Source organism: Ichthyobacterium seriolicida, from assembly GCF_002369955.1.
Lineage (GTDB): Bacteria > Bacteroidota > Bacteroidia > Flavobacteriales > Ichthyobacteriaceae > Ichthyobacterium > Ichthyobacterium seriolicida.
Genome location: NZ_AP014564.1, coordinates 1,863,140 through 1,876,163 on the forward strand (window position 1 = coordinate 1,863,140; position 13,024 = coordinate 1,876,163).

Sequence of the window (13,024 nt, forward strand, 5' to 3'; positions counted from 1 at the left end):
TAATCATGCTTAGAGCATTACCACTCATAAACTTAACGGCTGCAAAGATATAAATAAAAATCATTTGAAACAGTATTAATTTTATAATATTTAATATTGCCAAACATCTAGCTCAAAATTTCGCACTCTTTCCTTTATCCTTTCTGATTCTATCAGCTGCAAAGTAGCATTTTCCTTTATATAATCATTTATACCTCTATCCTCATACGTATTCTCTTCCTTATATATTACAGAAGAAAATCTTCTAGAATTAAGTATATCGTCAAAGTTATAATGACTAGACTTATTATTAGGATTAAATACTACAGTATTGTATAAATCCTTTCTAGCATCCGAATACCAAACCCAAAATAACTCTACAAGATCAGGATTCTCTGATTTCTTTTCAGAAACATCAGGTCCAACAGGACATATAGCTAATATTCGATATTTAAGCTCACCCATTTTTTTATTGAAATACCACATGCCTTTTATCTTATAGCTAACTATATCTGCGGCCACTATAGATAATTTATCTATAAATTCTTTAGATATAGGTTCTCCCGCATTTAACTGCTCGAAGCCTTTTGGAAGAGTATCTAACTTATTTAAATTATCCTTAACTTCTTCCAATGTTAATTTATGCTCAGGCAAAAAATACTCACTACTATAAACCTCTTTAATCGATTTATTGTAAACACCCCTCAATAAAGCATCAAACAAAGATATTCTTCGTTTGTCTATCTTAGTAGTGTCTGTAGGAAAATACAACTGAAAATTCTTTTTTTCAGATAGTTCTATACGCTCCCAAACAACCGTAGACCAATATATATCCCTGTCATCTACATAAGGATACTTATATGGCTCTAAAAGCTTACCCTCTACAGATGTACTCGCCCCCTCATTTTTCTTATTGGTCTCCTCCTCCACGTTAGGAGAAACCCTATTTAATATATTTTGAGAAAAACTATTACAAGTACAAAGAAATAATATGGCTACGACAGTATTTTTTTTCATTTTGATTATTTTCCAGTAACAGTAACTAGTATAGGAGAAACATTACCAACTTTATAAGAAGAATTACCTTGTATTTGAACCTTTATATCTCTAATTACAATCTCATCTCCAATACTAGCCATAGCAACTATTTTTTCTGCTCTTCCAGATATTCTATCTCCAGAAACCGAGACACTTGGTTTACCTGGAACCTTTATACTGAAAGAAACTACGTTCATCTTTAAATCAAACTCAAAATTAGGAATTTCAACCCTAATTGTAGATACAAATAAATTACTCAAAGACATCTTAGCTTCCATTTCTCCTCTTATCGTTCCGTTGGGAGATGGAATGTCTTTCACTCTATATTTCTGAGAAGGAAATTTTTTAACTGTTCCATCAGATAACTTAGCACTTACATACATATCTAAATCCCTACCCTTAAACTTTGTAACATCTACTGAGTATTCACCTGAAGAAGTTTTCACAATATCTGCTCCAGGACCAGCACCCAGAGTAATTTGATTGGCCGGAACACCAGGAACCGATATAGAAATAGGATTTTTAACCCCTCTATACACAATATTCATCTTCTTTGCAGAAACTACAGCCGCAACCTCTGATACTGTATACAAGTTTTTCTCAAAAGGATAATACTGGACGTCCCCCATATCATTCTTAATTTTTATCCTACCTCCCCAATAATAATCCCCCACTCTATCAGTTGGAATAGCTACTTCTCCTATACCATCTTTAACTTTAATGCTTTCTTCGGAGTCACCTAATCTATTCCCCTTAGAATCATACTTGTATAAGAATATCTCTGGTGACAATGTAGTATCATAAGCAGCTAAAAATACATCCGCTTTAAATTTATCCCCTCTCATAACCGCATTAGAAAACGGAACTACAAATGCTTTTATACTGTTTACATTCATCTGAGTAGCTAATTCTCCCTTTATGAGATTATTCACAATGTCAGACTCTAAAAACCTAATATCCGCCTGTATCTGTGATAACAGGGTTATTTGAGCTATCAAAGGGAACCCTTCCAATTTGGTCTTCAACCAAGACCTGGGAATTCCGTCAGGGTTTGGAATATCTTCTGTACTTAATATTTGTTTTATATCCGTTTGTATTCGCTCATTATCAACCTGAGTCAATAAGAATTCCCTATACTTACTTAACTCAGAGACAAACTCCTGACCTTTCCCATTTGCAGGATCACCTCCTGGGTAAAAGTACTCATCCCCCTGAGATCCATCCATAGAAGAATAATCTAATTTTTGGGTCACTTCATCATAAACCCCAGACAACTGGATTAAATCGCTTTTATAAGAATTTAAAAGATCTACAAGAGCATTAGACCTTTTACTTATTTCAGTAGCAGATTCATATACTTGCTTGTATCTCAAAGGATTATTATCATTCTTGAGCTTTAATTCACCATAGGAAGCATTATTCTTATCAGTAGTGTTATTTATTATTCTAACGGTAGTATTATCCAAAGCACCAAAAGCAACCAAAACATCCCTAGAAACATTTAATGCCAACATAGCCATTAAAACTAGGTACATCATACTAATCATCTTTTGCCTTGGAGACAAATTCCCTCCTGCCATGACTTATTCTATTTTTCTTATTTATATTATTATAACAATACTAAGTTTTACTTTTTCATAGCCGTTAACATACCCTCATACACTTTGTTCAATTCAGTTATATTCCCTACAAGAGTACTCATTTCAGTTTGAAGCTTTTCAGTATTCTGGAATGTCAGAGTTAAATTATTCTGTATTTCTTTGTTAACCAAACTTTCCTCTATCTGATCAGCATAAATATTATTTATATCCTTTATATTATCAACAGCATAAGCTAACTGATCTCCATATTCTGATGTTAATTTAGAAATATCAGCGCCTGCACCAATAGCAGAGGTGCTGACTTGCAACTTATCTATACTTTCTTTTAATCCCTTTATGACATTAACATCTAATTGAGCCTCTCTTAGAATTTCATCTAACTTACTAGAAAGCCCTTCTGACACTGGATCGCCTCCAGCATAACCACCCCCCATTCCTCTTCCAGCTAACTCAACGGATGGAGCTCCTTCTTTTAACTCAGGATATGCTTTTGTCCAATCTAACTTCTCTTCAATAGGGTCAAAAGCTGATATCCCAAATATAACTACCTCAACCATCAAACCAAGACCTATCACAAAGCTACCCCCTGGAAGATGTAAGATTTTAAACATAGCACCTAGAATAACGACAGAAGCCCCCAATCCATTAATCATATTTACAACCTTCTTCCCCTTCTTAGTATTAAATATATTTACCTTTTCAGCCATAACAAAATAATATTACCATAAAAAATTTTTAACCAAAACCTATCTGCCCAGTTTCAACTGCACAGTTCTAAACCCTATATAGCTCCTTGCAGAATCTCTATATTCAAAATCCCTAATACCTACATTTAAAAAGTACGCAATATCCTTCCAAGACCCTCCTCTAACCACTTTTCTAAATTCATTATTATCGTTATAATATGGGTTTAGAGTAGATGTAAACTTATAAGACATCTCCTTATAAGATGAACTAGTCCACTCAGACACATTACCTGCCATATTATATAAGTTATAAGCATTTGGCAGATATTCATCTGCCCTAACAGTGTAAATAGACCCATCTGAGATATAGTCACCTCTCATAGGCTTAAAATTAGCCAAAAAACACCCCTCTTCATCTTTTGTCTCAGAACCTCCCCACGGATAAACACCATCGTGAATACCTCCTCTAGCTGCATACTCCCACTCAGCTTCGGTAGGGAGCCTAAAAATGCTCACCTTAGGCAAGCCATTAGCCCTCTGACTATTATTCTTGAACGTTGTTCTCCAATTACAAAAAGCATTAGCTTGACCCCAAGAAACCCCCACAACAGGATAATCATCATAAGCTACATGACTAAAATAATCATCATGCATGGGCTCGTTATACGAATACGTAAAATCTGTCAACCAAACCAACGTATCAGGGTATACATTTATATCTATTCTCTTCTTGTATTCAGACCGTTCTAGCCCTCTACTTGACGAGAGCTGCTGCAAATCATACTTGTAGTACCCATAATTGAGCTTTGATACGTCTATTTTTCTTTCATCTCCCAATGCCTCCTCAACGGGAAGAAGCATAGAATCCAAAACCATAGCATAATTTTCATCTGGACTCTCAGTTATATCTAACAAAGGAACATCCCAGTTTATTCTATCAAAATCTATCTTATCTGCATAATTGTCAATCATATACTTATCAAAAACACTAGCCTCAGGATTTAAGGGAATAAACTTGTAAGCTGATATGTCATTATCACCACTTGAATCGGTAACATCCATTCCCAACTCCTTAACTTTTTCACCTAATTTCTGCCTGGTTATAGAATCTGCTACCCACATAACAAACTGCCTGTATTCACTGTTAGTTATTTCAGTCTCATCCATATAAAAATCGGACACGGTAACCTGCCTGGTAGGAGACACCAAATCGTTAGAAAAAATATTTGCAGATCCCATAGAAAAAGATCCTGCAGGAATATGAACCATACCATAAGGAACCACAGACTGCCAGCCTTCAGACCTAGGATGGCCTACCAAATCACCATTCCCTTTATAATCTAGACAAGAAGTGAACAAAAACGCACAAACAAAATAAAACAAATGACCTTTGCCAAACATAAACTGCAAATTTGTGATAAGCTGAAGCCAAAGATAATATTTTTGTTTTTGTTTTATTTTTTTTTTCATAAAAACCTTATTCCTCTAACTCTATTGTTTTTATTGAGTTTAATCCTATTATTACTGTCAAATAAATCTGTTAATTCTAAAGAATACCTTAAAAAAACTTCATGACTCCCCTTCAACTCATTAAAAAATGGATAATTATACGAATATGATATCAGCAATTTATCAATCGCCTTTATCCCAAAAATTAATCCCATAGAATCTTGAAACAGATAATTAACACCTAAATGAAACTTATTATATAAAACTGCCATTGTAGTTAAATTAGCTGTATAATCTGACATATCTGAGGATAATATTAACTGAGGCTTAAGCTCTAGATTATCTGAGAAACTTATATCATAACCCCCATGCAAATAAATGATCCTTTTCATAGGCACTGTAATATTAGCCATAGACGAAGGCATCTCCAATAAGTTTATAGCCGAAATGCCCAGGTGATATTCTTTACTGGAATACAGTATTCCAAGATGGAAATTCGGTGAAATACCACCAGAAAAACTATTGGGGATTACAATATCATCCTCACCTAACAAATCTGGAGTAATCCATTCTTTATTTACTAAACTCTTATAAAGAGCTCCTACTCCTATGCCTAAATTTAATTTATCCTCTTTCAACGTTAACTGATAACAATAAGATCCCCTAATATTAATATTATTTTCAAAGCCTATTTTATCATTTAATAAACTCAAGGCTAAACCCATATTTTTTTCCTTAAAAAAATGCTGAAAATTAAAGCCTAAAATAAATGGAGAATCACTTATTCCCACCCACCTGCCTTGGTAATAAAGGGATACAAAACTAGGATCCTCGTGTGAAATATTGGCTGGACTAAAGTAAATCTTATTATTTACAAATTGTGAAAAGTCAGGTTGTTGTTGGGCTTTTATAACAAAAGGACTTAGAGATATTACTATTATATGTAAATATCTTTTTAAAATCATTTTGATTTTTTATTCGTAGATTTTTTTTGTTGAGGTTGAGACTTGCCTTTCTTTTCTTCTACTTCATCTTTTATCTTCAAACAATCTTCTAAAGTCAACAATTTGGCATCAATTTCCTTGGGTATTTTGTAATTTTTTTTATCTATTCTTATATAAGGACCAAATCTGCCATTTAACACCTCTAAAGTTATATCTCCATTTTTAAAAACATTTATATACTTATCTATATCGGCTTTTCTCTTCTCCTCAATCAATTCTATAGCTCTACTTTTCTGTATAGTCATAGGATCATCACCACTTGCCTTTTTTATAGAGATAAACTTTCCATCAAACTTTATATAAGGACCAAACCTGCCGATAGCAACAGTTATTACCTTCCCTTCAAACTCACCTAGTTCTCTGGGTAATTTAAATAAATCCAAGGCCTCCTCTAGGGTAATAGTCTCTATATGTTTACTAACTAACAAACTAGCGTATTTGGGTTTTTCTTCATCACTACTATCACCTATCTGCGCAATAGGACCGAATTTACCTATTCTGACCAAGATAGTTTTTCCAGTTTTCTCTTCCTTTCCAAGTATTCTCTCTCCAACTGTTCTCTCTGCTTTGTCTTTGACATTATCCACTGTAGATTTAAAATCAGTATAAAAAAGCTTTATCATCTCTACCCAGCATTCCTTGCCTTTAGCAATATTATCAAAGTCTCCTTCTACCTTTGCAGTAAACTCATAATCTAGAATTTTTTCGAAATTTTTAACTAAAAAATCATTTACTACAACACCTATATCCTCGGGAATCAATTTGTTTTTATCTGCTCCAAAAGTCTCTTCTTTTACATTCAAACTGATAGCTTTCTCTTTCAATACCAACTCGTGAGAAGTTCTTTTATCACCTTCTAATTCTGACTTTTTTACATATTGCCTACTTTGGATAGTAGAAATAGTAGGAGCGTATGTAGAAGGTCTTCCTATGCCTAACTCCTCTAATTTTTTAACCAAAGAAGCCTCAGTAAATCTAGATGGAGGCCTAGTGAATTTTTGAGTGGCTGTTATAGTCTCATATTTCAAAGCTTCCCCCTTCTTTACCAAAGGGAGCATATTGTCTTTATTATCCTCTTTATCTTCTAGAGATAATCTCAAAAAACCGTCGAATAATAATACTTCACCCTTGGATATAAATTTCGTTTCACTAGAGGAATATCCAATTTTCACTTTGGTCCTCTCTAATTTTGCATCAGACATCTGAGAAGATAGAGCTCTCTTCCATATTAAAGAGTACAACCTCTTTTGATTATTATCAGATCCAGCACTCTCTTGTTTGACAGAAGTAGGTCTAATAGCCTCATGAGCTTCTTGGGCTGTCTTTGACTTTGTAGTATATGATCTAGGTTGACTGTATTTATCACCATATTTAGCAACAATTACTTCCCTCATCTCATCTACTGCATCGACAGATAAATTTACACTATCAGTTCTCATATAAGTTATATGTCCAGATTCATATAGTTGTTGAGCTACTCTCATAGTTTGGGAAACTGAAAATCCTAATTTCACAGAAGCCTCCTGCTGAAGAGTAGAAGTCGTGAAAGGAGCAGATGGCGTCCTCTTTGCTTCCTTACTTTGAATATCGTCTACTTTAAATGAATAGTCTATACACTCTTTCAAAAAACTCTCTGCTTGTTTTTCAGTTTCAAAATCTTCGGACAGCTCTGCTTTTAATTCCTCTCCTTTTGAATTGATAAAAAATGCTACTACCTTAAAATACGACTTGGAAGAAAATAATGATATTTCTCTTTCTCTCTCTACTATAAGTCTCACCGCAACAGACTGAACCCTACCGGCAGAAAGTCCCCACTTTACTTTTTGCCATAAAACTGGTGATAATTGAAATCCAACTAATCTATCTAGTACACGTCTAGCCTTTTGAGAATTGACTAAGTCATCGTTTATTTCCCTAGGATTTTCTATAGCCTTAGAAATAGCCTTCTTGGTTATTTCGTGAAATACAATCCTCTTTACCTTCTCCTTAGGCAAGGATAACTCTCTGGCTAAATGCCAAGATATCGCTTCTCCTTCCCTATCTTCATCAGAGGCTAACCAAATTACTTCTGCCGACTTAGATTTTTTCTTTAACCCACTTACAACTTTTACTTTATCGGGAGATATCTCATATATAGGATTAAAATTATTTTCAATATCTATTCCCATATTTTTATTTACCAAATCACATATATGTCCATAACAAGACTCTACCTGATAATTAGACCCCAAAATCTTTTCTATAGTTTTAGCTTTTGCAGGAGATTCTACTATTACTAAATTTTTAGCCATAATGTGTTATATATATATACGGTTAGTTGATCCAAACAGCAATAGGGACAAAAGTAAACTTATTAATTAAAAAACAAATTATCATCCTTTTTAGATGACAAAAAAAAAGGATAGAAACCTAAAAAAAATCTGTGCTGTTCGCTGAGAAAAAGCTTTTTAAAAATGGACTAATCTACCTGAATTTGTATCCTATCGAAATACTCTTGGTAATTGGCTTTAAGTTTTTCCTCATGCTCTTTTTTTATGGGATTAGCATCTGGGAATTTTTCTCTCATTGGATTTATTTGCACCCCATTCTTCCAAAATCTATAACACACATGAGGACCTGTTGCATATCCTGTGCTACCTACATATCCTATCACATCACCTTGTTTGACACGAGTATTTTTATTAATACCTTTTTTAAATTTATTCATATGTAAATACTGTGTAGAGTAAATTGAATTATGCCTTATAGTCACATAGTTTCCATTCCCCTTAGAATAACCGACTTTAGTTATAGTTCCATTGGCAGTAGCCAGTATAGGAGTGTTTCTAGGAGCGGCGTAATCAGTGCCCTTATGTGACTTCCACATTTTAAGAACGGGGTGGAACCTTCTCCTAGAATACATCGAAGTAATTCTAGCATATTTCAAAGGAGCTCTTAAAAAAGATTTTCTAAGATTTTTACCATTTTCATCAAAATATTCTATGAGATTATCTGTTTCCACTCTAAAAGCGTAATGATTTTTTTTGCCATGAAAAAAATTTATAGCCTTCACCTTGTCTATTCGAACATAAGATGTGTCATTTACATATACTTCATCATAAATAATTTTAAAGGAATCTCCCTTTTGCAAAGAGAAAAAATCTATGGTCCAGGCATAGATCTCAGAGAGTTTATTTACCAATTCATAATCTAATTTATTTTCGACTACACTCTTCGAAATAGAATTGTTTATTTCTACAAAAGAGGTTCTCTCCCTTATAGATATTGGATTCTCTCTTTTATAAATACTTATGCTGTCTCTTAAATCGAATACCACATAATCTGTTGGACTGTCTTCATAAATCAACATTTGTAATTTGGGAATACTACCTTTTGAAGATAGTACTAAATATTTCTCTCCAGGTTTTATATTCTTGAAATTTAAAATTCCCTTTGATTTTTCAATAATTCTAGCTATAACACTATATTTTACATTGTGACTTAATAATACACTGATAAAAGTATCTTTGGTATTTAGAGTTTTTTTTGACACCTCATACTTATCTGAAGGGAACTCGTATTGTATTACAGGTTGTGTTGTCTTATCTTCCGAGATATCTTTATTCTCACAAGATTGGATCGACAATACAAATACTATGAGCGACAGTATATTTTTCATCATATAGCATATATTCTTCTTCTCATATATAAGAATAATGCAGCTACTACAGATATGCTAAACAAAGGATAGAAAATACTTTTTATTTTCCAAAAGTAGTCTTCGTTTAATAACTTTTGTTTACTGAGTGTTCTTAGAATGAACTTTTTATTTCTCAAACCAATTAAACTCTTATCTAATAGAAAATCTACTGAATTCAAGATTAATTCCTTATTCCCATATCTATGTCCAGTCCATTTATCAATACCTAAAGGAATAGTAGTGTCTTTCACTCTTTGATTAGCTAGAATATTTCCATCTGAAAAAACTATCATTTCATTGTGATCACTACTATCTCTATGATGAAGGGTTTTTATAGGTTTTACCCTGTTTTTAAACCCAGAAGAAAAGTTGCCTGACAACAAAAGTCCAAATGTCTTTTTTTCGTCATTATATTTACTTTCGTCTCTTTTAGAATCGTGTAATGAAATATTCACAGGCATGGAACTAACCTTGGTATAATTCGAAGATTGTAATAATATCTCTTTTTTTACACCTTCGGCTAATATGGTATCTACACTGCTAGCAAATTGTAATTTAACTCCCTCTATATTGTATACAATATCGTGATCTGATGACATGGACAATGGAAAATATTCCCAAGGTATATTTTGATATTTTGTGTTACTTCCTAAATATTTGTCAGTAGACACCTTTATATAAGCGCACTGTAGATCTCTTACTAAATCCTTATTTATTCTAAAGCCGTATTTGAAAAATATTTCATCTAATCCTAAATCAAGAGGGATGGCAGTAAATTTCTTATCCCCGTGAATATCGCTCATATCTGCTTTTGTAGAATTTAAAGCCCAAATGACTTTCCCACCATTCATTGTATATAAATCTATGAGATAGATATCTGATCGGGAAATAAAAACTGTCGGCTTTGCAATTATTAGAAGATCATTTTTTAGTAGCAATTCTAAATTTTTATCAAAAGATAAATCCTTATCCACTCTAAAACTATCTACTTCATATCTTTTTTTTAATTCATGGGTTATATCCTCAATTTGCCAATCCTCTAATTGCCCATATCCTTTTAAAAAAGCTATTTTTTTATCTGATTTTTTAGTTATCTTCTTTACCCCATTGATAAAACTGTACTCTAAATTTTCTATGGAACTATTTATTTGAGACTCCAGACTATTCCCTACAGATGTCTTCAATAAAGAAATAGTAGCATACTTATCTTTTAATTTTAAGAGAGCATATGGAAAAATTAGTTTTGTCTTATACTCATTTTTTTTTTTCTCTCTTATTTGTAAAGGGGTTATTTTCTTTTCAGAAATATTGTGAATATGATTGATATAATAATCTTTGTTACTCAAGTTGTCTACATCTACAAAACTGTACTTTATCCTGTGATTTAGCATATTCAATTCCTGTAGCAGATACAAAACCTCTTTTTCTAGTTTTTTAAAACCTGAGGGAAAATCTCCAGTCAAATAGACTTCACAGTATATATCCTCTGTTATATTATCAATTATTTCTTTGGATTCATTTCTTATAGTATAAAACTTATCTTTAGTGAAATCTATACGAATTTTACTCACACTCATAAATGTGATATTTATCAATACTAATGTTGTTATAAAAACAAATAGTCTTATAATATCTCTCCTTTTATTTTTCACCATTTTGTGGCTTTTAACTTAAATTCTGTGAGCAGTATAAATAATGATGTTATACTAAAGAAATATATCAGAGATTGAATATCTAAAACCCCTTTAACCATACTCAGATAATGCTCTTGTAATCCTATTCTTTTTAAAAGAAAATCTAAAGATCCTATAACATTGTAGTCAGCTATTTTTTCAAACCCCAAGTATATGAAAAAACATAAAAAAGAACTAAATACAAAAGAAATCACATTATTATTAGTAAGTGAAGAAATAAATATACCTACAGAACAAAATATCATAGATAAAAAAAATAGAGCTATATAAGCTCCAAAGATGCTCTTTATATCTATGTCTCCTAAATCAGATAGCTGATAAACAATGTATACGTAAAATATAGTTGGCAATATAGATAATAGCAGTATTGTAAGGATAGATGTAAATTTAGCTAGAACTATTTTTAATTCAGATATGGGATATATCATAAGCAACTCTATACTTCCAGTTTTTATTTCATCGGAGAAACTGCGCATGGTTATAGCTGGTATGAATACTACCAATAACTTGGGAACTAGAAAAAAAAAGGAATCTAAAGATGCATAACCCGCTTCTAGTATATTGTAGTCTCCATTGAAAAAGAATAAAAATAGAGAAAGACTAACTAAAAATATCCCTACTATTAAATAGGTGAATACAGAACCTAAAAATTGAGAAATCTCTTTTCTCCACAGTGCATACATTCTAAATTTCGATTATGTAAGTAACCAAATTCTCCAAGGTATTCTGATTAAAATAAAGACTAAAGCTATACCATAAAAAACAAATATAGTTTTAAACTTATTTCTATCTACAGTCATTCTCTTCATCTTAGAGAAAGATATGGTAATTAAAGTTATGGCTATTAACATCATAAAAGGATGCTCCACAGTAAAAAACCTCCAATCGCTTATTTTAAGGGAATTTTTTATGTTAGAGATATTTTTTGTCTTATCTGAAAGTAGATAATTAGCTATTCCAAGCAATAATTGTATATGTGAAAGTATAAAAGCTAAAAGAAAAATAATTCTATCTCTTTTTTGAAATTTATCATTTTTGAAATAACCCCTTGCAGCATTAACTACTGCAAAGGTTAAGGCAATTAGTACTAAATAGGCAATTACAGAATGTGTTTCTTTAATTAATTGATACATATTTCTTGTTTTTAGTCGAATGAAGCATTATACTTGTATGGATCTATAATAATCTGATAATATCTTTTTACCTCTCATTAATCTTATCTTGACATTGCTCAATGTAAGGCCTAATTCTGCCGATATTTCTTTTTGACTACAGTCTTTAAAATACTTAAGTACAATCACATCTCTGTACATCGGCTTTAATCTATCTACATATTTTCGTATTTCTATAATCTTTTGCTTTTCTAGAACTATTTCTTCTGGAGAAGGAGATGTATTATCCTTTACATTATCGAATAATTCATCAATATTATATATGAGAAGATACTTGTTTTTCTTTCGGACAAAGTCTATTACATTGTTATGAGCTATAGATATTAACCAAGTTTTAAAATCGTATCTACTCTCGTATAAGTATAACTTACTAAAAGCTTTGGTAAAGGTACTAATGGTGAGATCTTCTACATAAGTTTTATCTCTCAGTTTAACATTTATATAAGAGTAAATATCATTCCAATAAAATTTTAGAAGGCTTAAATAAGCCTTTTGTCTACCAGAATGAGCTTGCTCTATAAGAGAATATATTTTTCTTTCAGAATAATTCAACTATTTATTATTACAATCAGTTAGGGTTTGTTTTTCTCTACCACACATTTTACAGGTTTTGCCATCTTCGCTAAAGGTAATATTCTGACTAGCACAAGTGCCAGAGAATTCTCCATTTTTTTTACCCCAAATTTTTATTGTCAGCCCCAACAGACAAATAGAAATCAGAA

Annotated in this window: 11 protein-coding genes; all 11 read right to left on the reverse strand. The window is 32.1% G+C overall.

All coding sequences use genetic code 11. The annotated features are described in order from the left end of the window. Positions 1-90: 90 nt before the first annotated feature. The 11 genes from porN to JBKA6_RS07210 all read right to left on the reverse strand — a co-directional run bounded on the left by porN (position 91) and on the right by JBKA6_RS07210 (position 12,854). Positions 91-996: a type IX secretion system ring subunit PorN/GldN gene (porN, locus tag JBKA6_RS07160; protein WP_096687227.1), complete on the reverse strand. Its 906-nt coding sequence runs from the start codon at positions 994-996 to the stop codon at positions 91-93. Between the two features lie 5 nt (positions 997-1,001). Beyond that, positions 1,002-2,597, reverse strand: a complete 1,596-nt coding sequence (gene porM, locus JBKA6_RS07165; RefSeq protein WP_096687229.1) for a type IX secretion system motor protein PorM/GldM — start codon at positions 2,595-2,597, stop codon at positions 1,002-1,004. A gap of 47 nt (positions 2,598-2,644) precedes the next feature. After that, entirely contained in the window at positions 2,645-3,325 is a 681-nt protein-coding gene (gene porL, locus JBKA6_RS07170) for a type IX secretion system motor protein PorL/GldL (protein ID WP_096687231.1), read from the reverse strand. A gap of 39 nt (positions 3,326-3,364) precedes the next feature. Continuing rightward, positions 3,365-4,705, reverse strand: a complete 1,341-nt coding sequence (gene porK, locus JBKA6_RS07175) for a T9SS ring complex lipoprotein PorK/GldK (RefSeq protein WP_096687422.1) — start codon at positions 4,703-4,705, stop codon at positions 3,365-3,367. Positions 4,706-4,770: 65 nt separating this feature from the next. Continuing rightward, positions 4,771-5,718, reverse strand: coding sequence for a PorP/SprF family type IX secretion system membrane protein (locus JBKA6_RS07180; RefSeq protein WP_096687233.1), 948 nt, complete (start codon positions 5,716-5,718; stop codon positions 4,771-4,773). Further along, on the reverse strand, positions 5,715-8,048 hold the full coding sequence (gene topA / locus JBKA6_RS07185) for a type I DNA topoisomerase (RefSeq protein ID WP_096687235.1): 2,334 nt from the start codon (positions 8,046-8,048) through the stop codon (positions 5,715-5,717). The genes JBKA6_RS07180 and topA overlap by 4 nt, the downstream gene beginning before the upstream one ends. Positions 8,049-8,215: 167 nt before the next feature. After that, entirely contained in the window at positions 8,216-9,415 is a 1,200-nt protein-coding gene (locus tag JBKA6_RS07190) for a M23 family metallopeptidase (protein WP_157777004.1), read from the reverse strand. Beyond that, complete coding sequence (gene gldG, locus JBKA6_RS07195; RefSeq protein ID WP_157777005.1) at positions 9,415-11,088, reverse strand: gliding motility-associated ABC transporter substrate-binding protein GldG; 1,674 nt, start codon at positions 11,086-11,088, stop codon at positions 9,415-9,417. Before gldG ends, JBKA6_RS07190 begins: the two co-directional genes overlap by 1 nt. Beyond that, complete coding sequence (locus JBKA6_RS07200; RefSeq protein WP_096687241.1) at positions 11,085-11,813, reverse strand: ABC transporter permease subunit; 729 nt, start codon at positions 11,811-11,813, stop codon at positions 11,085-11,087. The genes gldG and JBKA6_RS07200 overlap by 4 nt, the downstream gene beginning before the upstream one ends. A 12-nt stretch (positions 11,814-11,825) precedes the next feature. Continuing rightward, positions 11,826-12,263, reverse strand: coding sequence for a hypothetical protein (locus JBKA6_RS07205; RefSeq protein ID WP_096687243.1), 438 nt, complete (start codon positions 12,261-12,263; stop codon positions 11,826-11,828). A gap of 27 nt (positions 12,264-12,290) precedes the next feature. Next, positions 12,291-12,854, reverse strand: a complete 564-nt coding sequence (locus JBKA6_RS07210) for an RNA polymerase sigma factor (protein ID WP_096687245.1) — start codon at positions 12,852-12,854, stop codon at positions 12,291-12,293. Between the last annotated feature and the right edge of the window lie 170 nt (positions 12,855-13,024).

Excerpts from the sequence above, each read along its gene's own strand:
- porN (WP_096687227.1), bottom strand. The coding sequence starts at position 996 with ATGAAAAAAAATACTGTCGTAGCCATATTATTTCTTTGTACTTGTAAT.
- porM (WP_096687229.1), bottom strand. The coding sequence starts at position 2,597 with ATGGCAGGAGGGAATTTGTCTCCAAGGCAAAAGATGATTAGTATGATG.
- porL (WP_096687231.1), bottom strand. The coding sequence starts at position 3,325 with ATGGCTGAAAAGGTAAATATATTTAATACTAAGAAGGGGAAGAAGGTT.
- porK (WP_096687422.1), bottom strand. The coding sequence starts at position 4,705 with ATGTTTGGCAAAGGTCATTTGTTTTATTTTGTTTGTGCGTTTTTGTTC.
- JBKA6_RS07180 (WP_096687233.1), bottom strand. The coding sequence starts at position 5,718 with ATGATTTTAAAAAGATATTTACATATAATAGTAATATCTCTAAGTCCT.
- topA (WP_096687235.1), bottom strand. The coding sequence starts at position 8,048 with ATGGCTAAAAATTTAGTAATAGTAGAATCTCCTGCAAAAGCTAAAACT.
- JBKA6_RS07190 (WP_157777004.1), bottom strand. The coding sequence starts at position 9,415 with ATGAAAAATATACTGTCGCTCATAGTATTTGTATTGTCGATCCAATCT.
- JBKA6_RS07200 (WP_096687241.1), bottom strand. The coding sequence starts at position 11,813 with ATGTATGCACTGTGGAGAAAAGAGATTTCTCAATTTTTAGGTTCTGTA.
- JBKA6_RS07205 (WP_096687243.1), bottom strand. The coding sequence starts at position 12,263 with ATGTATCAATTAATTAAAGAAACACATTCTGTAATTGCCTATTTAGTA.